This is a genomic window from Cellulosimicrobium sp. 4261, from assembly GCF_040546915.1.
Classification (GTDB): domain Bacteria; phylum Actinomycetota; class Actinomycetes; order Actinomycetales; family Cellulomonadaceae; genus Cellulosimicrobium; species Cellulosimicrobium cinnabarinum.
The window spans coordinates 1-19,025 of record NZ_JBEPOQ010000014.1 but is presented as its reverse complement, the minus strand read 5'-3'; the positions used below and the strand labels follow the sequence as shown (position 1 = coordinate 19,025).

17 protein-coding genes are annotated in these 19,025 nt (G+C 74.1%); 14 read left to right on the top strand and 3 right to left on the bottom strand.

Going from position 1 to position 19,025, the window contains the following annotated elements:
- The first annotated feature begins 26 nt into the window (after positions 1-26).
- Both ABIE39_RS15425 and ABIE39_RS15420 read left to right on the top strand, forming a co-directional pair.
- Entirely contained in the window at positions 27-905 is an 879-nt protein-coding gene (locus ABIE39_RS15425) for a cupin domain-containing protein (protein WP_175009495.1), read from the top strand.
- Positions 906-935: 30 nt separating this feature from the next.
- Positions 936-1,598: a nucleoside/nucleotide kinase family protein gene (locus tag ABIE39_RS15420; protein ID WP_354052431.1), complete on the top strand. Its 663-nt coding sequence runs from the start codon at positions 936-938 to the stop codon at positions 1,596-1,598.
- A 53-nt stretch (positions 1,599-1,651) separates the two neighbouring features.
- Here the strand turns inward: ABIE39_RS15420 and ABIE39_RS15415 are convergent, their stop codons facing one another.
- A complete protein-coding gene (locus ABIE39_RS15415) occupies positions 1,652-2,134 on the bottom strand; it encodes a glutathione peroxidase (RefSeq protein WP_074803854.1) in 483 nt (160 codons plus the stop codon).
- 169 nt (positions 2,135-2,303) lie between these two features.
- On the opposite strand from ABIE39_RS15415, the gene ABIE39_RS15410 reads away from it, so the two are divergent.
- The 4 genes from ABIE39_RS15410 (at position 2,304) to ABIE39_RS15395 (ending at position 4,844) form a co-directional block, all read left to right on the top strand.
- Positions 2,304-2,462, top strand: a complete 159-nt coding sequence (locus ABIE39_RS15410) for a hypothetical protein (protein WP_021483806.1) — start codon at positions 2,304-2,306, stop codon at positions 2,460-2,462.
- 52 nt (positions 2,463-2,514) lie between these two features.
- Positions 2,515-3,126, top strand: a complete 612-nt coding sequence (locus ABIE39_RS15405; protein WP_354052428.1) for a DUF6993 domain-containing protein — start codon at positions 2,515-2,517, stop codon at positions 3,124-3,126.
- A gap of 160 nt (positions 3,127-3,286) precedes the next feature.
- Positions 3,287-4,072 (top strand): SDR family NAD(P)-dependent oxidoreductase, encoded by a 786-nt coding sequence (locus ABIE39_RS15400; protein ID WP_354052426.1) that lies wholly within the window; start codon positions 3,287-3,289, stop codon positions 4,070-4,072.
- Between the two features lie 76 nt (positions 4,073-4,148).
- Entirely contained in the window at positions 4,149-4,844 is a 696-nt protein-coding gene (locus ABIE39_RS15395) for a DNA alkylation repair protein (RefSeq protein WP_175009498.1), read from the top strand.
- Positions 4,845-4,859: 15 nt separating this feature from the next.
- Here ABIE39_RS15395 and ABIE39_RS15390 read toward each other — a convergent pair whose 3' ends face one another.
- On the bottom strand, positions 4,860-5,864 hold the full coding sequence (locus ABIE39_RS15390; protein WP_354052424.1) for a CPBP family intramembrane glutamic endopeptidase: 1,005 nt from the start codon (positions 5,862-5,864) through the stop codon (positions 4,860-4,862).
- A 109-nt stretch (positions 5,865-5,973) separates the two neighbouring features.
- Here ABIE39_RS15390 and ABIE39_RS15385 point away from each other — a divergent pair, with 109 nt between their 5' ends.
- The 8 genes from ABIE39_RS15385 to ABIE39_RS15350 all read left to right on the top strand — a co-directional run bounded on the left by ABIE39_RS15385 (position 5,974) and on the right by ABIE39_RS15350 (position 16,862).
- Entirely contained in the window at positions 5,974-7,152 is a 1,179-nt protein-coding gene (locus ABIE39_RS15385; protein ID WP_255437322.1) for a sensor histidine kinase, read from the top strand.
- Positions 7,149-7,823, top strand: coding sequence for a response regulator (locus tag ABIE39_RS15380; protein WP_175009501.1), 675 nt, complete (start codon positions 7,149-7,151; stop codon positions 7,821-7,823). The genes ABIE39_RS15385 and ABIE39_RS15380 overlap by 4 nt, the downstream gene beginning before the upstream one ends.
- A gap of 120 nt (positions 7,824-7,943) precedes the next feature.
- Positions 7,944-9,086: a BadF/BadG/BcrA/BcrD ATPase family protein gene (locus tag ABIE39_RS15375; protein ID WP_186810464.1), complete on the top strand. Its 1,143-nt coding sequence runs from the start codon at positions 7,944-7,946 to the stop codon at positions 9,084-9,086.
- The gene (locus ABIE39_RS15370; protein WP_021482220.1) at positions 9,083-9,970 is read left to right on the top strand and encodes a MurR/RpiR family transcriptional regulator; all 888 of its coding nucleotides are present in this window, start codon (positions 9,083-9,085) and stop codon (positions 9,968-9,970) included. Before ABIE39_RS15375 ends, ABIE39_RS15370 begins: the two co-directional genes overlap by 4 nt.
- Positions 9,967-12,900 (top strand): FAD-binding and (Fe-S)-binding domain-containing protein, encoded by a 2,934-nt coding sequence (locus tag ABIE39_RS15365; RefSeq protein WP_354052422.1) that lies wholly within the window; start codon positions 9,967-9,969, stop codon positions 12,898-12,900. The genes ABIE39_RS15370 and ABIE39_RS15365 overlap by 4 nt, the downstream gene beginning before the upstream one ends.
- A 139-nt stretch (positions 12,901-13,039) precedes the next feature.
- The gene (locus tag ABIE39_RS15360) at positions 13,040-13,660 is read left to right on the top strand and encodes a M15 family metallopeptidase (protein ID WP_061269404.1); all 621 of its coding nucleotides are present in this window, start codon (positions 13,040-13,042) and stop codon (positions 13,658-13,660) included.
- A gap of 450 nt (positions 13,661-14,110) precedes the next feature.
- Positions 14,111-16,036, top strand: a complete 1,926-nt coding sequence (locus tag ABIE39_RS15355; protein WP_186810465.1) for a hypothetical protein — start codon at positions 14,111-14,113, stop codon at positions 16,034-16,036.
- A 121-nt stretch (positions 16,037-16,157) separates the two neighbouring features.
- Positions 16,158-16,862, top strand: coding sequence for a hypothetical protein (locus tag ABIE39_RS15350; RefSeq protein ID WP_175009504.1), 705 nt, complete (start codon positions 16,158-16,160; stop codon positions 16,860-16,862).
- A 114-nt stretch (positions 16,863-16,976) separates the two neighbouring features.
- Here the strand turns inward: ABIE39_RS15350 and ABIE39_RS15345 are convergent, their stop codons facing one another.
- Complete coding sequence (locus tag ABIE39_RS15345) at positions 16,977-18,956, bottom strand: glycoside hydrolase domain-containing protein (RefSeq protein WP_502914882.1); 1,980 nt, start codon at positions 18,954-18,956, stop codon at positions 16,977-16,979.
- Between the last annotated feature and the right edge of the window lie 69 nt (positions 18,957-19,025).

The following is a 19,025-nucleotide window of genomic DNA, read 5'->3' as shown; positions in this document are numbered from 1 at the left end:
GTCCGATCGTCTGGCATCCTGGGGGGATGGCTCCCGTGGACCGGCTCTCGCACCTGCTCGAGCGGTTCCGCGTGCGGACGCACCTCTTCCACACCGGGCCGCTGTGCGGCGTCACGACGTTCGACGCGCGGCCAGGCCGTGGCTTCCTGCACGTGCTCCGGCGCGGCGAGATGGACATGACCCACGTCAGCGCGGACGGCCGGGTCGAGCGCCGCAGCGTCGACCGCCCGAGCCTGCTCTTCTACCCGCGCCCGCTCGACCACGCGTTCCACAACGCGCCCACCGAGGACTCCGACTTCGCGTGCGCGACGCTCGACGTCGAGGGTGGCGCCACGCACCCCCTCGTGCGGACGCTGCCGCCCGTGCTCGTGCTGCCGCTCGACGACGTCGCAGGGCTCGAGCCCGCGCTCGACCTGCTCTTCCGCGAGATCGACGACGTCCGCTGCGGCCGCCGCGTCCTCGCCGACCGGCTCTTCGAGGTCGTGCTCGTGCAGCTCTTCCGGTGGATCCTCGACCACGCCGACGACCTCGCCCTCCCGCCGGGGCTGCTCCCCGGCCTCGCCGACGAGCGCCTCGCGCCCGTGCTCGTCGCCGTCCACGAGGCACCGGGGGAGTCCTGGACGCTCGCCTCGATGGCGCGTGCGGCGCACCTGTCCCGGAGCGCGTTCGCCGCCCGGTTCGCGGCCGTCGTGGGGCAGCCGCCCGGCGACTACGTGACCGGCTGGCGCGTCACCGTCGCGCAGGACCGGCTCCGCGCAGGCGCCTCGGTGAGCCGGACCGCGACCGAGCTTGGGTACGCGACGCCCGCCGCGTTCTCGCGCGCCTTCAGCCACCGCGTCGGCCGCTCGCCGCGCGCGTGGCTGGCCGAGCGCGCGGACCCGGTCGCGCCGCCCGTGGCATCCTGACGCGGTGCGGTCGAAGGTGCGGGGCGAACGGTGCGGACCGAACCGAGGCGGGTCGAGCCGGTGCGCGTCGAGCCGGTGAGCGAGGACGTGCTCGTCGACCGGGTCGTCGAGCGCGTGCTCGCCGTCGGGCGCGAGCGGCCCGGGGCGGTCCGCCTCCTCGTGGACGGCCACCCCTCCACGCGGCCCGAGGCGCTCGCCGACCGCCTGGTCGCGCCGCTGCGCGCCGCGGGCCGTCCGGTCGCGCGCGTGCGCGTGCAGGACTTCTGGCGTCCCGCGTCGCTGCGCCTCGAGCGCGGGCGCGAGGACCCCGACGCGCTCCTCGACGAGTGGGTCGACGTGGCCGGTCTCCAGCGTGAGGTGCTCGACGCCGTCGGGCCGGGCGGGTCCGGCCGCTACCTGCCGAGCCTGCGCGACCCCGCGACGAGCCGGTCGACGCGCGCCGCGTACGTCGAGGCCGAGCCGGGCCTCGTCGTCGTGCTCGACGGCGCGCTCTGCCTGGGCCTCGGCCTCGCGTTCGACCTCACCGTGCACCTCGCCCTGCGCCCCGCGACGCTCGCGCGCCGCACCGCGCCCGACGCGGCGTGGACGCTCGCCGCCTACGGCCGGTACGCGGAGGAGGTCCGTCCCGAGGACGTGGCGGACGTCGTCGTGCGGGTCGACGACCCGCGGCACCCGGCGCTCGTCGTCCGCTGAGTGGCCGTGGCTGCGGCTGCGGCGGCGGGGGCGGCGGGCCGGAGGGGGCGCGGTCAGCGGGGGAGGTGCGTCTCGACGAGCTCGACGATCGCCGGGTCGTCGGGCAGGGTGCGCGGCCGGAACCGGTGCACCTCGCCGCCGGGCAGGACGAGGAACTTCTCGAAGTTCCACGTGACGCGCCCCGCCTTGCCGTCCGCGTCGGGCGTCTTCTTGAGCTCCGTGTACAGCGGGTGCGCGTGCCGGCCGTTGACGCGCACGCGGTCCACCACGGGGAACGTCACGCCGTAGGTGAGCGAGCAGAACTCCTGGATCGCCTCGTTGGTGCCGAGCTCCTGGAGGAACTGGTTGCTGGGGAACCCGATGACGGTGAAGCCGCGGTCGCGGTACTTGTCCTGCATCGCCTCGAGCGTCGCGTACTGCGGCGCGAGGCCGCAGCGCGACGCGACGTTGACGACGAGCACGACGTCGTCCGCGTGCTCGCGCAGGGTGTGCGCTGTCCCGTCCATGGCGTCGAACGGGATGTCGTACAGGCTCATGGGACCTCCTCGGGCGAGGCGCCGGTGCGTCCGGGCCCGTCCCATCCTCGCACCGCGGGTGTGACGTCGTGCGGAACCTGTCCCGAACCCCGGTCGAGCGCGCGCGAGCCTGCCCGTGGCGTGCTGAAGTATGTGCGCGATGCCAACAGCCGAGAGAAGGGACGCCTCCATGCGCCCGTGGACCCCGAAGACCGACATGGTGCGCCGGTTGTACGTCGCAGGCCGGGAGGCGACGAGCCCGGCCGAGGCGCTCCGGATGTCCCCGCAGGAGCTCGCGGAGGAGTTCGACCGCTGGCTCGAGGGCGTCCGCGCCGCGCGCGAGCAGTAGGAGCGGCGGAATCTCGGTGGCCTCCGACGCCCGCGCGGGACAGACTCGGGACATGACGACGCGGGTGCCGGACGACGGGCCGGACCACGGCCTGGACAGAGGTCCGGACGACGGGCGGGACTCCACCTCGCCCGTGGTGCGGGCTGTGGTGGGTGTGGTCGTGGGCATCGCGATCTTCGCGTTCGTCGGCGTGGTGGGGTACTTCGTCGTCGTGACGGTCGGCATCCAGTCCTGGGCCGACCAGCGGGACTCCTCCGCCGAGCGGTCGGTGGCGAGCGCCCCGGCGAGCACCACGGACGGCGCCGAGGCCGGGCGGGAGACGACGCTCGACGCGTCGAACGAGGCGTACCGCCAGCGTCAGGGCACCCCTGAGCGCGACGCCGAGGCGGCCCGCTCGGTGCCCGCGGTCCGCGCCGCGCTCGACCCGGTCGCGGACGGCTCGCCGGTCGACGCCGACGAGGTCGCGACGGCGCTCGCCGCCGCGGGGTTCGAGACCGTGCAGGTCGTGGGCACGACGGCGTCCGGCGAGGTCGCGACGACCGTCGGCGTGGGTGTCGCCGTCCCGGGCGGCTGCGTGTTCGGGGGCGTCGCGCCCGACGCCGTGACGCTCGAGGCGGGCGGACCGATCGCGGACGGCGGCTGCCTGGAGATGCCCTCGCACTGAGCCGCTCGCCACCCGGTGCCCCCGTGCGCGCGGTGCCGGTGGGGTGCCGGTGGGGTGCCGGGGAGGACGCCGGGCGGGTCGATCTCGCGACCTGCGGCTCCACCTGGGTACGGTCAGCGGGGCGGGCGACGGGGCCCGCACGGCTGACGGAGGATGAGAGATGCGGATCGAGGGCGCGGTCGCGCTGGTGACGGGCGGGGCGTCGGGCCTCGGGCGCGCGACGGCGGAGGGCCTGGCGGCGGCCGGTGCGCGCGTCGTGCTCGCCGACCTCGCGTCGTCCGACGGCGCCACGGTCGCCGCGGGGCTCGGCGACGCGGCGCGGTTCGTCCCGACGGACGTGACCAGCGAGGACGACGTCGCGCGGGCCCTGGACGCCGCGGACGCCCTCGGTGGGGCGCGCGTCGTCGTGAGCTGTGCCGGGATCGTGCTCGCGCAGCGGGTCCTCGGCCGGTCCGGGGTGCACGCGCTCGACGCGTTCCGCCGCGTCGTCGACGTCAACCTCGTCGGCACGTTCAACGTCGTCCGGCTCGCGGCGGAGCGCATGCTCGCCCTCGACCCGCTCGGTCCCGACGGTCCCGACCCCGACGGCGAGGAGCGCGGCGTCGTCGTGCAGACGGCGTCGGTCGCGGCGTTCGACGGCCAGGTCGGGCAGGCGGCGTACGCCGCGTCCAAGGCCGGGGTCGCCGGCCTCACGCTCCCGCTCGCGCGCGACCTCGCGCAGCACCGGATCCGCGTCATGACGATCGCGCCCGGGATCTTCCGCACGCCGATGATGGCGTCGCTCCCCGAGGCGGCGCAGGAGTCGCTCGGGGCGCAGGTGCCGCACCCGAGCCGGCTGGGGCGGCCCGAGGAGTACGCGCACCTCGTGCGCGCGATCGTCGAGAACCCGATGCTCAACGGCGAGGTGGTCCGCCTCGACGGCGCCATCCGCATGGCGCCGCGCTGAGCCGCAGGACCCCGGGGGCACGGGCCGCCCGGACGACGTGACCGCGGGCCCGCGCCCGCACGAGAGGAGAGGGACGATGCCGCCGTACACGACGGCGACCGACTTCCGGGCCGACCTGCTCGCCCGCGCGACGGCGGCGCAGCGCCGCGCGTCCGCGCGGCAGTTCCCCGGCGACGCCACGCTCGCCGGGGTGCGCATGGGCGACGTGTTCGTGCTCGCGAAGAGCGCCCTCGACCTGCCCGTCGACCAGATCGAGCTGCTGCTCGAGGACCGCGTCCACGAGGTGCGCGCCGGCGGGTGCTCGATCATGGGCAAGGCGGCGACCGCCCGTCGCGTGACGGTCGAGCGGCACGCCGAGCTCGTCGAGCTCTTCCTGCGCCGGCACGACCGCATCGACACCTGGGACCTCGTGGACCTCACTGCGTCGCAGGTGCTCGGGACGTGGCTGCTCGACCGCCCGCGCGACGTGCTCGACGACCTCGCGCGCGCGCCCGACTGGCCGCGGCGGCGCTCCGCCGTCGTCGCGACGGCGGCGTTCCTGCGGCGCGGCCAGGTCGACGACACGTTCCGGCTCTCCGCCGTGCTGCTCGACGACCCGGAGCCGTACGTCCAGAAGGGTGTCGGCTGGATGCTCCGGCACGCGGGCGACGTCGAGCCCGAGCGGCTGCGGGCGTTCCTCGAGGAGCGGGCCGCCACGATGTCGCGCGACGTGCTGCGCGCCGCCGTCGAGAAGCTGCCGCCTGCGGAGCGCAAGGAGTGGCTCGCGCGCTGAGCGCCGTGGTCGCTCTCAGCCTCGGGACGGCACCCGGCCGCAGCATGGCTCGAGCATCCGGAGCCCCTCGCGGCGGGAGAACCACACCGTGAGCATCACGGTGGCGCTGCCGAGGAGCGCCAGGTCGACGAGCAGCACGAGCGGCTCGATCGCGCCCTGCTCCATCGACGAGGCGCTGAACGGTGCGAGGAGGAACAGGAAGAGGTTGTTGGCGACGTGCACGAGCACGGCCAGCTCCAGCCCGCCCGTCTTCCAGACGAGGAACCCGGTGCAGAGCGCGAACGCCGCGATGCCGATCTGCCCCACCCCGTCGTACCCGTGGCCGACGACGAAGAACGGGACCGGCAGGACGATCCCCCACACGGGCGAGCGGAGCCAGGTACCGAGCATCTGCTGGGGCAGGCCGCGGAACGCGTACTCCTCCGCGGCGCACTGCAGCGGCCCGAGCAGGAGGATGCACCCGAGGCTCACGAGGAGGGCCGGCGTCACGGCGGGGATCGCCAGGTCGGACGGCGGCCGGAGCAGGAACCCGCCCACGGTGACGACGCCGTAGAGCGGCACGACGAGCGGCACCGCGCTGCGGACGAGCCCCCACCGGAACCTCCCGGTCACCGAGTGGATCGTGCCGCGGCGTCGACCGCCCCAGCGCACGCCGAGCACGACGGCGGGCAGCAGGAGCGCGATGAGCCCGAGGCCGATCGCCCAGTCCAACGGGTTGAGCGGGTCGGAGAAGTCGTCGGTGGGTGTCGGCAGCCCGGGCCGGTAGGGCACCAGCACGGCGTAGGCGACCGCGACGACGGCGACCGGGGCGAGGAAGGCGAGGTAGACGAGCGCCGTCGCGCCGAACGTGGTGAGCGGGGTCCACCACCGTGCGGGGCGGACGTCGGCGCGCGCCGCCCGGTGGTACGGGAAGGTGGTCGCGGTCGTGCCGTCCGGTGCGGGCCGGGACGCGGGACCGGTGGGCAGCGGGCCGGGGAAGGGCGCCGTCGGGACGAGGCTCTCGTCGAGCGAGGGGTGCATGTCTCGAGCCTGGTCGAGCGGCCCGGCCCGGGGTATCGGTCATCGGTCTGATTTCCTGTCCGCACCCTGGGGGGTCGGGCTCCTGGGTGCCTACAGTGCTCCGGTGAGCATGTTCGCGCAGCGCCCGGCGTGGCGTCGGGTCCTCCGCGAGACCGGCCTCCTGGCCGCGGTCGCCCTGTCGGGTGCCCTGCTGTTCCTCGGCAACTTCGCCCTCAGCGTCGACACGCCCGGGGCGCAGGACGAGCCCGTGCGGTTCGCCGCACTGCTGTTCCTCGACCTCGCGTTCGGGGTCGCGGCATGGGTGGTCGTGCTCTGGCGTCGCAGCGCGCCCTTCCTCGTCGCCCTGCTGCTCGCCGTGCTCGCCGCCGTCTCCGCCGCTGCGGTGCCGGCGGCGCTCTTCGCGTTCGGGTCGCTCGCCACCCGCCGTCGGGTGCGCGAGCTGGCGACCGTCGCGGCGGTCTGGCTCGTCGGCGTCGTGGCGGTGACCGCCCTGGGGATCGACCTGGTCGGCGTCGCGCTGCCGTGGTGGGAGGTGGTGGCCGCGGTCGTCGCGACCGCCGTCGTGCTCGCCGTCGCGCTCGCCGCGGGCCTCGCGGTCGGCGCGCGGCGGGACCTCGTCGCCGCGCTGCACGAGCGGGTCCGGCTGACCGCCGAGGAGCAGCGCCTCGGCGAGGAGCGCGCGCGCCACCAGGAGCGCACGCAGATCGCCCGGGAGATGCACGACGCGCTCGCCCACCGCCTCTCGGTGACCGCGATGCACGCGAGCGTCCTGCGGCACCGGACGGACCTGGGCGCCGCCGACCGGGACGAGGCCGTCGCCGCCCTGCACGACAGCAGCCGCCAGGCGCTCGCGGACCTGCGCGAGCTCCTCACCTACGCGCGGGGTCCGAGCCGGTCGGACGACGACCGGCCCCAGCCGACCCTCGACCGGCTCGACGAGCTCGTGGCCGAGACACCGCTCGCCCGGACGGACTGCGCCGTCGACCTCGAGCGCCTGCCCCCGACCGTCAGCCGGCACTCGTTCCGGATCGTCCAGGAGTGCCTGACCAACGCCCGGCGGCACGCCCCCGGGCAGCGTGTCGACGTCGCCATCAGCGGCGCTCCCGGCCGCGAGCTGGCGATCGTCGTGCGCAACGCACTCGCGGGGCCGCGGGAGGGCGCGTCCCGACCGGGCCTCGGCGTCATCGGGATGCAGGAACGGGCGCGGGCCGTGGGCGGGTCCGTCAGCGTCCGCCCGGGCGCCGACGAGCACGTGGTCGCGGTGACGATCCCCTGGCCGGCCGCGTGAGCCGCCCGTCATCCGACGTCGTCCGGGTGGTCACCGTCGACGACCAGCCGGAGGTCCGCTCGGCGCTGCGCCTGATGCTCGGCGGCGAGCCCGACATCGCCGTGGTGGGCGAGGCGGTCGACGGGGACCACGCGCGCGACGTCATCGAGGCCTGCCGGCCGGACGTCGTGCTCATGGACCTGCGCATGCCGCGCTGCGACGGGCTGGTCGCGACGGCGCGCGAGACCGCGCTCCGGCCGGAGACGGCGATCATCGTCCTGACGACCTTCGACACGGACCACCACGTCGTGCGCGCCCTGCGTGCCGGGGCGTGCGGGTTCCTCCTCAAGGACGCGCCGCCCGACGAGCTCGCCCACGCCGTCCGCGCGGCGGCCCAGGGGCGGCCCGTCCTCGCGCCCGCGGTGCTGCGGCGGGTGATGACGCTCGCCGCCGAGAACACCCGACCGCCGGACAGCGCCGCGGTCGACGCCCTCGCGACGCTCTCCCCGCGCGAGCGCGAGATCGCGCGCGCCCTCGCCCGGGGGATGTCGAACGCGGAGATCTGCGCGGCGCTGTTCATCTCGCTCGCCACCGTGAAGACGCACGTCAGCCGGGTGATCGCCAAACTCGGCGTGGAGTCGCGGACCCAGGTCGCCGCCCTCGTGCTGCGGAACGACCCGGAGCACGAATGACCGCGGCGGGGGTTCCCGCGGTGGACCGGGCGGCGTACGGTGAGCGCACGCAGCCCGGACGCCCTGGCAAGAATCTCCCTTTCGCCTCTCTGCTGTGAAACTTTGTGCCACACTGGCCCCGTGAGCAGCAGCACGCCCGAGGGCCCGTGGGTCGTCGGGCTCGACGTCGGGGGGTCGGGGAGCCGCCTCCTCGCCCGTCGCCTGCCCGCTGCGGCAGGCTCCGGTGCGAAAGCGGACGACGTCGCGCTGACCGGCCGACCGGTCGCGATCGGGCCCACGGGGAGCGACGCCGCGGACGTCGTGCGCGATCTCCTCGACCGGCTCCGGGACGCGGTCCCCACCCTCGCCGCGGACGGCGTCGCCGCTGCCGCGGTCGGTGCGACCGGCCTCGCGTCCCTCGTGCGCGATCCCGCCGAGCTGCACGCCGCGCTGCGCACGGGCCTGCCGCCTGCCGAAGGTCTCGCGGTCGACGGCGACCCGGCCGTCCGGCCCGGCCCGCGCACCGCCGTCGCGGCCGACGCGCTCACCGCGCACCTCGGCGCGCTGGGTGGCCGTCCCGGCGCCGTCGTGGCGGTCGGGACCGGGGCGATCGCGCTCGGCACCGACCTGCGGACCGTGTGGCACCGCGTCGACGGGTGGGGCCACCTGCTCGGCGACCTGGGCTCCGGGTCGTGGATCGGCGCGCAGGGGCTGCGTGCCGCGGTCGCCGCGCACGACGGCCGCGACTCCGGCGGCTCGACGGCGCTGCTCGCCGCCGCCGTCGCGCGGTTCGGTCCGGTGCCGTCGTGGCCCGGGCAGCTCTACACGCGCCCCGACCGCGCCCAGGTGCTCGCGTCGTTCACGCCCGACGTCGCGGCCGCGGCCCGTGCCGACGACCCCGTCGCGCGGCAGGTCCTCGCGGGCGCTGGGGCCCACCTCGCGACGACGCTCGTGGCTGCGCTCGTCGACGGCGTCCCGCCGCTCGCCGCCGCGACCGGCGGGGTGCTGGGGATCGGCCCGCTGCTGACGGACGCGTTCCGGGCGCGGCTCGCCGTGCTGCGGCCCGACGTCGCGCTCGTCGACCCCGCGGGCACGCCGCTCGACGGCGCGCTGCACCTCGCCGCGCGCCTCGCGACCGAGCCGGGCTCCGTCGTCGGGCACGCACCCTGGCTCACGCTCGTGGACCACGCCGCGCCACCGACCGCCGCGCCACCGACCGCCCTGCCGCCGGGCGCGCCCGGTACCGCCCCGCAGCACCCGACCACCGCCGAGGAGACCCCATGACCGCCGACGGCCTCGTCCGCATCCGCCAGGCCCTGCCGAGCCTGCGGCCCGCCGAGGCGCGCATCGCCGAGGCCGTGCTCGCCGACCCGGCGGCCGTCGTGGGCAAGACGATCACGGAGCTCGCCGCGCTCGTCGGGACGTCGCAGGCGACGGTCGTGCGGTTCTGCCGCGCCGTCGGGTACGCCGGGTACCCGGAGTTCCGCATCGACCTCGCGCAGGCGACGAGCCGCCGCGCCGTCGAGCAGGAGCGTGCGAACGTCGCGCACGGCGAGATCGACCCGGACGACACGCTGCACGACGTCGTCACGAAGATCGCGTTCCACGAGGCGCGCACCATCGAGGAGACGGCGCGCATGCTCGACCTCGACGCGCTGGAGCAGGTCACCGCCGCGGTCGCGCAGGCGACGCGGATCGACCTGTTCGGCGTCGGGTCGAGCGGGCTCACGGCGCAGGACCTCGCGCAGAAGCTCCAGCGCATCGGGCTGCTGTGCTTCGCGTCGCCGGACCCGCACGTCCAGCTCCAGTCCGCGGCGCTGCTGGCCGAGGGCGCCGTCGCGGTCGGCGTCTCGCACAGCGGGCTCACCGTCGAGACGAACGACGCCCTGCGCATCGCGCGCGACCGCGGCGCGACGACCGTCGCGGTGACGAACTTCCCCGAGTCGCCGCTCGTCGAGCACGCGGACCTCGTGCTCACCACGACGGCGCGCGAGACGCAATTCCGGTCCGGCGCCCTGTCGAGCCGCATCGCGCAGCTCGCGCTCGTCGACTTCCTGTTCGTGCGCGTCGCGCAGCGCCTGTACGACCGCACGACCGCGAACCTGCGCGCGACGTACGAGGCCGTGCAGCCCCACCGCCTCGGCTACGACCGCCGGACGCGCCCGTGACCACCGTCGAGACGCCCGGCCTCGAGCTGCGCACGGACCTCCTCACGCGGGTCGCGCAGGCGCACGACGCGTCGCACTATCTCCTGCGGCCCGAGGTCGTCGTGCGCGCGCACGACCGCGACGGCGTCGTCGCCGCGATGCGCGAGGCCACCCGCCGCGGGCTGCCGGTGACGTTCCGGTCCGGCGGCACGAGCCTGTCCGGCCAGGCGTCGGGCGCGGGAGTGCTCGTCGACACGCGCACGCGCTTCACCCGGGTCGAGGTGCTCGACGGCGGCGAGCGCGTGCGCTGCGAGCCCGGCGCGACGCTGCGGCTCGTCAACGCGCACCTGCTGCGGCACGGGCGCCGGCTCGGCCCGGACCCGGCGAGCGAGATCGCGTGCACGATCGGCGGGGTCGTGGCGAACAACTCGTCGGGCATGTCGTCGGGGACGGCGCGGACCGCGTACCGGACGGTCGAGGCGATGACGGTCGTGCTCGCGAGCGGGACGGTCGTCGACACGGGCGCGCCCGACGCCGACGCGCGCCTGCGCGCGGCCGAGCCCGCGCTCCACCGCGGGCTCGCGGAGCTGCGCGACCGCGTGCGGGGCAGCGCCGCGATGCGCGCGGAGATCGAGCGCCAGTTCGCGATGAAGAACACGATGGGCTACTCCGTCAACGCGTTCCTCGACCACGACGCGCCCGTCAAGATCCTCGAGCACCTGCTCGTCGGGAGCGAGGGCACGCTCGGGTGGGTCGCCGACGTGACGTTCCGGACGGTGCCGCTCCTCGCGCACGCCGCGACGACCCTCCTCGTGCTCGACTCGCTGGAGCACGCGACGGACGCGCTCGTGCCGCTCGTCGCGTCGGGCGCGGAGGCGATCGAGCTGCTCGACGCGGCGTCGCTCCGCGTCGCCGCGGCGGACCCGGCCGCCGACCCCTCGATGCGCTCGCTGGCCTCCGGGGCGGGCATCCACCGGCAGACCGCGCTCCTCGTCGAGTACCGCGCGGCGACCCCCGACGGTCTCGCGCCCTTCCAGGAGGCGGCGCGCGACGTCGTCGGCTCGCTCGCCGGATCCCTCGCCGTCCCCGCCGCGGTGACGACCGACGCCGCGACGCGCGAGCGCCTGTGGCGCGTGCGCAAGGGCCTGTACACCGCCGTCGCGGGCGCGCGGCCCGCGGGCAGCACCGCGCTGCTCGAGGACGTGGCCGTCCCTGTCGCCGACCTCACCGCGACGGTGCGCGACCTCGGCGCGCTCTTCGAGCGCCTGGGCTACGGCGACGCGGTGACGTTCGGGCACGCCAAGGACGGCAACCTGCACTTCATGATCACGCCGCGCCTCGGCGACCGCGCCGAGCTCGACCGGTACGCGGCGTTCAGCGACGACCTCGTCGACCTCGTGCTCGGCCACGGCGGCACGCTCAAGGCCGAGCACGGCACCGGCCGCATCATGGCGCCGTTCGTGCGGCGTCAGTATGGCGACGAGCTCTACGCGGTCATGCGCGAGGTCAAGCGGCTGCTCGACCCGCACGGCCTGCTCAACCCGGGCGTCGTGCTCACCGACGACGACCACGAGCACCTGCGCAACCTCAAGGTCGAGTCGTCGGCGGGCGGGGACGACGCGGCGCTCGTCGACCGCTGCGTCGAGTGCGGGTACTGCGAGCCGGGCTGCCCGTCGCGCACCGTGACGACCACGCCGCGCCAGCGGATCGCGCTGCTCAAGGAGATGGCCGCCGCGCCGCCCGCCGAGCGGCGCGAGCTCGAGCGGCAGTACGCCTACCAGGGCGTCGCGACGTGCGCCGCGGACTCGCTGTGCGTCGAGGCGTGTCCCGTGGGCATCGACACGGGCGTCGTCATGAAGGGCCACCGCGCGCGGTCGCAGCCGCGGCTCGTGCAGCGCGGGGGAGCGGCCGCCGCCGAGCACTGGGGGACCGTCGTCACGGGCCTGCGCGCCGCGCTCGGCGTCGTCGAAGCGCTCCCGACGCCGCTCGTGCGCATCGCGTCCGACGTCGCCCGCGGGGTCGTCGGGACGGACGTCGTCCCGCGCGTCGACGCCGACCTGCCCGGCCCGGGGCCACGCCGCGGGACCACGGCCGTCGTGCCCGACGGCGGCGCCACCTCCGCGCGCGCGGTGCTGTTCGCGTCGTGCATGGGCGAGCTCTTCGCGCCCGCCGGGGCGGGCCTGCCCGCGGGCGCGTGCGGCGGGGACGGCGCGAGCCGCCCGGTCGGGGCCGAGGCCGCGTTCCGGGCGCTGTGCGAGCGGGCGGGCGTCGGGTTCGTGGTCCCCGACGGGATCGGCGGGCTGTGCTGCGGCACCCCGTGGTCGTCCAAGGGCCTGCCCGACGGCGCGGCCGCCATGGCCCGCAAGGTCGTGGACGCGCTGTGGGTCGCCACGCGCGAGGGCGAGCTGCCGGTCGTGTGCGACGCGTCGAGCTGCACCCACGGCCTCGCCGAGACGGCGCGCCACCTCACCGGGACGGACCCGCGCGACGAGCGGACGCGCGACCGGTTCGCCCGCCTGCGGGTCGTCGACGCCGTGACGTTCGTGCGCACCGACGTGCTGCCCGGCCTCGCGGCCCGCGGGGTCGACGTCGCGCGGGCGGGGGACGTCGTCGTGCACCCGACGTGCGCGACCGTGCACCTGGGCGCCGTGGACGACCTGCGGGCCGTGGCGGAGGCCGTCGCCGAGCGCGCCACCGTGCCGACGGCCTGGGGCTGCTGCGGGTTCGCGGGCGACCGGGGGATGCTGCACCCCGAGCTCACCGCGGGCGCGACGCGCGCCGAGGCGGACGAGGTCGCGCACCGCGCCGGCACGCTCCCCGAGGGGCGCTTCGACGCGTACGTGTCGAGCAACCGGACGTGCGAGATGGGCATGTCGCGCGCCACGGGCAAGGACTACGTCCACGTGCTCGAGCTCCTCGAGGCGGCCACGCGCCCCGGCGCGACCGTCTGAGCCGCGCGCGGTCGCGCCTCGGTCGGCGCGCTCGGCGCGGTCGCTGCGACGCGGGGAGGCGGCAGACCGCTCGTCGTGGTGCATAGGGAGAGCTGACCGGTGGACGCCACCGCCGGCACGCCCCCAGGAGGACGACCGGATGGACGGCATCACCGCGATCGCGCAGCGCGTGGCTGCCATCGAGGCGACCCTCAGTCCCGCCCGCACCGTCGACGTCCGCACCGTCGACACCCGCGCCGCGGACGCCGTCGCGAGCGGCTCCGGCGCGCGCTTCGACGAGCTCCTCAGCACGGTGCTGGCGGGCTCGACCGGCACCGGCAGCACCGCGGTGGCGGGCGCGACCGGTCCCGACCGGACGCGCACGGTCGACGGCGTCCCCGGCGACCTCGCGGCCTACGGCAACGGGAAGATCCCCCGGACCGCCCTGCAGGAGGTCGGGACGACCGGCCACCGCCTCTGGGCGCCCGCGGGCCAGGCGCTCGAAGGCCTGCTCGCCGAGGCGGCGCGCGACGGCGTCCGCATCGGCATCACGGACTCCTACCGGTCCTACGACGCGCAGGTCGACGTCGCCGCGCGCAAGGGCCTGTACTCCCAGGGCGGGCTCGCCGCCGAGCCGGGGACCAGCCCGCACGGCTGGGGCATCGCGGTCGACCTCGACCTGGACGACCGGGCCCAGGCGTGGATGCGCACCAACGGCGGCCGCTTCGGCTTCGTCGAGGACACCCCGCGCGAACCGTGGCACTGGGTGTACCGGTCCTGACCGCGGGGCCCTCCTGCAGCAAGGAGTTCCGCGGCGCCTCGCCGCGTGGTCGACCACGGTCGACCTCGTCGCACGAGCAGGCCCTGCTCGCCGCACCCGCGAGACGCGCAACGCGTGACGGCTCGGGGTCCGACCGGCGCTTCGGGGTACGTGACGACTCCTGAACCCGAGCACGCTGGAAGCGGGTCGATGGTCACGGGTGTGTGCTCGTGCGTAGCGTGCGGGGAGGGCTAGGTACGAGCGAGCCGACTCGAGTACGGCCGTGTACTGGGCCCGGGGCGTCGCTGCCGGGCGCGGACCGACAGGCACGTAGCGCGGCCGAGATGCGCACCGACCAGCCCTGCCATCTGCTCGCGCTCAAGGTGCGTGGGCGCGCCAGCGCGAGCCTGGACGAAGCCGAGTTCGTGCGACGCATGCGCCGCGTCGGATTCCTGGTTCGCGGACGGGCGCGTGGACGTCGTGACGGGCTACTCGGTGGCCGAGCGACCCGAGGCCGGCGAGCGTCCGATCTGGTACGGCGGCGGCCACCTTGCCCGCGACCTGTCCCTGCCGCGGCTGCGTGACGGGTGGCCCGACACACCGGCCGGTGCCAGTGACGCGGCGGCCGAGTGGAATGCCGCCAAGCGCGGCCGGCGGGCCGTGTCCGCGGGTCGCGAGACGGCCGAGCCGGACCCTGAGGTGTGGGCCAAGCAGCACGATGAGCTGCGTGCGCTCGTCGACCGGTTGCGGTCGGTCCCGGTCGAGGATCGGGACATGTGGGCGACCGTTGCGCGCCAGACCGCGGGCGCGTTCGCCGCGTGGTCGAACGCGACCGAGGAGACGCCTGGCGACCTCGCGGCGGCTGCCGACGCGCTGTCGCGTTCGGCTCAGACGCACCGGCGCACGGTGCGCCCGGACAAGGTCGGCACGGTCGCCATCTCTGGTGCGGCGATGCTCCTGGCGAGCGCGGCCCGCGGCGGGCAAGGAACCGTCGCGCAGGCAGCGATGATCCGCCAGCTGCTCCGACTCACCCAGGCCGTGCACGGGGCCGCCGTCGCGGCCCAGCAGGAGCGGCACGCGCGCCTGCTCGCCGCGGACACCCGTGCACGGCTCGTGCGCGTGCGCGAGGCCCTGCCGAGCCTGACGCCGAGCGGCGACGCCGCGGCGACGGTCACCGCGCCGGCGCCGACCACGACAGTGCTCGACCGGGACGCGCAGGCCGTGCTCGACAGGCTCATCGCAGGGCACACGGGCGCGAGCACCACGGACGGCACACGGTCCAGCCGGGCGCAGAGCGCGGCCCGGAGCGATAGAAGGGGGCGAGTCATGGCCGAGGAGAGCGACGGCATCGAAGAAGCGTTCGAGGGCCAGCTGCGCGTGCTGGTCACCGCGGCCGGGCAGGTCGGGGAACGCATCGCTCGGATGCGTGAGGAGGCGCTGCGCCGCGCGCAGGCACGCAGCGAGCAGCAGGCTCGCGAGTTGCAATCCCGGTTCGAGGCCGAGCGGCGTGCCGCGCGCGTCGAACTCGGGAACATGTACCGGTCGGACTGGTGGGACCGGACCTCCGCGGAACAGGTCGCCCAGACGTATCAGGTCGCCAGGGCGTGGGCGCGTGAGGACCCGGACGCGGTGCGCGCCGAGGAGCACATGCGCACCGAGATGCGCATGCGCTACGGCCTGGACCCCGACGGCCTCGCGGAGCGGGCGGCGCGGGCCGAGCGCGACGCCCGCACGCCCGGGCCGCGGTTCGAGGCCCGTGACGAGCTCGTCGGATCGCAGCTGGCCCGCGCGCTCACGAAGGACGACGCGTTGGAGATGATCGACCGCCTGCAGGCGGACGCCGACCTCGGACCGGTCGGGCGCGGCGGACTGCGTGACGTGCAGGCCTGGAAGGGCACGGATCCCGACGTCGATCTCGCGATCGCGTCGAAGTTCCCGCACCTGATGAGTCCGGCGGAGCTCGTTGCCCTGGCGGCCGCCGAGAAGGAGCGCCACCGCGCCGCGGCGGAGCACGCCGAGGCCCAACGGCTCATGCAGCAGGCCGACCGCGAGGACCGGCTGGCGGACCAAGCGCGGACCGCCGCCGAGCACGAACCGGACCCCGACGAGCGCGCGGGGGCGGCCTCCGAAGCAGCCCAGCGGGACGCGTTCGGCGACCGGGGACGCGAGGACGGGCGCGCCACGTACGACAGCGCCGAACGCCGCGCCGCCACCGCCAGCGAGCTACGCGCCAAAGGCATCCCAGGCGACGTCGTCGACACCCGGATCCGCGCCGACGTCAGCCAGGCCCGGCCGGCAACGGACGCCGTGGCGGCCAGGACCGCGGGCCGTAGCCCGAAGGCACGCAAGACCCGCGACCGCGCGATTCTCGCCCAGCGCACGGGACTGGATCGGTAGCGAGCGGAGACGGTCGTGATCGGCCTGGTGGCTTTGAAGGCTGCCGGAGGTGACGGTCTGAAAAGGTGAGGGTTCTACGAACATGGGCACTTTGCGCGCTGATCACGTCCAGGATGGGTTCGTGTCAGAAGGTGCGTCCTCCGAAGTTTCCACCGCTCGGCTTCTTCGGCGTCGTCTCTACCGCACCGGTCTCCATCTGCTGTTACTCGTCTTGGCTGGGACGATAGCGACTGCAGGGTTGTTGCTCGCCTATCGAGCTTACAGCGAACTCGGCTATGCGCCGGTGAACGCCGAGGAAATCCCCGACTCCGGGCCCGCCTTCTCGGCGGCGCGTGACGCCCTGGAACCGCTCCGGAGCATGGATGGGGTGGAGACTGTCGAGGTCTGGGCGGTCCACGTCACAGATCAAAGCGGTCGGCCCACGCTTGACCATCCTTTCGTGGAGGCACACGTCACGGTCGACTCCTGGACCTCGACCGGCGCAGCCGGAGTGCTCACCGCCGCATACGACGCGTCGAGCGACGCATGGCCCGAAGCCGATCTGCGAATCACCGTCAGCGCGCAAGGGGCGACGGTGCAGGCCTACTCCTCATCGGCTCTCACGCCGGAGGGAGCCCTCGCCTTGATGAAGGTCGCTGTCACCGATGACATCGACGACGCAGTCAGGATCGCCACGGAACCGCTTGCCCGACTTCGCGATGACCGGAACTCGATGCAGGCCACCGTGAACGTCGGTGCCAATGGAGACCGGACCGACGTCGAGAGCATCTGGCGCGAGCGGCTAAACCTGATGACGGGTGCTCCGGTTGACTTGCTGGTCCTGTAGCCCTCCGGGGACCTCGTCTCGGAGTCCTTGCCCGCTGGGCGCAGCACTGGTGCGATGTTGGACACCGAGCGCAGCGGCGGCGAGGAGATCCCCGCCGCCGCTGCGTCCCCAGCGCTAGGAGGCGTGGGAGGCGATCTTCTCTGCGAAGGCCTGCGCGGCAGCCTCGTAGGTCGACATCGGAACAAGCTCAGGCAGGACCTTCGGCTCGCCCTCGCTGAGGACCAGAGCGTACGTCGCTACAGCGAGGGTGCTCTGCTCAGGCGCGCCGGAACGCATGTTGGTGAACAGGTAGTTGGCGGCCGCAAGCAGATTGGCCTGTGTGCCGAAGCGACGCGTCCTGAAGGCGCTGAACCGGTTTGTGGTCGCTGACGGGCCACCGTAGGTGAGATGCCGGGCGACGACCGCTGCGAATGTCTCACCGGTGTTCGCGAGGACATCGCTCGCGATGTTGACGGAGTCGGCGTCCTGGCACAGGTCCGTGATCCCGAAGAGTGTGTCGCTATTGGTGGTAGGTGCACCGATGAACCTCCGGTAGAAGTCCAGCGCACTCTCGTTGGGGTTTGCGTGGCGGTAGTAGCTGGAGATCACGGACGCCAGGTCGCCGGCCCACGAGGGGATGTCCGAGATATGTGCCGTTGCGCTGGCCGATGGGACTGCAGCCCGCGCAAGGTACCCCTCGATGGCGACGAAGAGGTGAGCGGCGTCGAACGGTGATCCGAGAACCACGCCGTCCTGCGAAGGGTCCGAGTAGATCGGCACCTCGGAGACGTTCTCGTTCGCACGTCGGGTATCGACATAGGCCGTCCAGTCGTCATCGATGACGTCGACAAGCGCGTCGAAATTAACATCATCGTACTGGAGGCGACGGACATACTGGCACACGAGTCGAGCTGCGCTCCGCGATGACACGTGTGTCGACAGGTAGTCGGCTGCGGCCATCTCGAGCCAGTTGATGTAGGCGATGAAGTCCGCGTTTCCCGGCGTGTTGACTGCCACGGTGTGGTCGAAACCGTGGTCTCGCCCGGACTTGATGTTCTTGTCCAGCGGCAGGCCGGTGGTGACGGTGTACTCGTAGATCTGGTCGAAAGCCCAGTTGGTCGGCAGGGTGTATCCCAGATTGCCGCTGAACCCGGTCGACATGCCGGCGACGAAACTGTACGCCGCGAGCCCCGCGTCGGTCACTGTCTGGCACACATTCCGCGTGCCGTAGACTCCCGCCGTGTAACGACCACCTCGACTCTCCAGTGCGGCAGCGACCCCACGGAAGTGGGGCAGAACAGCAGCGGAAATTTGGTCGTCAGTGGGATCGAAATCGACTGCAAAGTAGACGGTGGTGCCCGGCGGGATCCCGTGGCCTTCTGCAGCGGAGTCGGCGCGCAGGCCCGCTTCGAATCCCTTGCCGAAAGTGAAGTTGGCGACGCTGCTGCCGACTTCCTGGTAGATCGGGTAGACGCTGAGTCCGGCGTTAAAGATGGTGTTGAGCTCGCCGGGCTTGATTTCCTTGTCGAGCGGGTTGGCTACGCGAGCGTTGGTGAGGTATCGCCCGATCGTCTCGTATCCGAGGTTGGACAGGATGGAGCCAAACGTCGGGGTGATCTGGACGCGGGTGTCGCATGCGGTTCCGAGGCGGGTGGGGTCACCGTTGGAAACGAGCAGGGAGCACCACGTGGGGTAGTCGGCATTGCCGTTGACGTCGAGCTTGCAGAAGTCTTGGAAGGATTCGACGACGGCGGAGTCGCTGGCGGAGAAGTTGGAGTCGAACGGGACCTGGTACTTGTTGAAGATCAGGGCCCCGTGGAACAGGCGAACCCACTGGCTGCCACCGGAGTCCTGGGCGCCCTGGTTGAAGGTTCCGTTGTCGCGGACCCCGTCGCGGGTACCAGGACCGAAGTTGCCGTTGGCGGTGGCGTCGGTCATGCCGATCTCGTACTGCAGCGCGTACACGAGTGCCTTTTGGGTGTTGCGGGAGTACAGGCCGTCGCACGGCATAACGAAGAAGTTCTGCCGGGCGAGGTAGGTGGCGTTGAGCCACTGCTGCACGGTGCGTGCTGCGGACGTTCCGCCGGGGGGGACTGCTGCAGGAACGGTTGACACTCCATCTGCGGGTCGAGGTCCTGCTGGAAGGATGTCGTTGTGCCTAAGAAGTTCCCGCCTGAGTTCAAG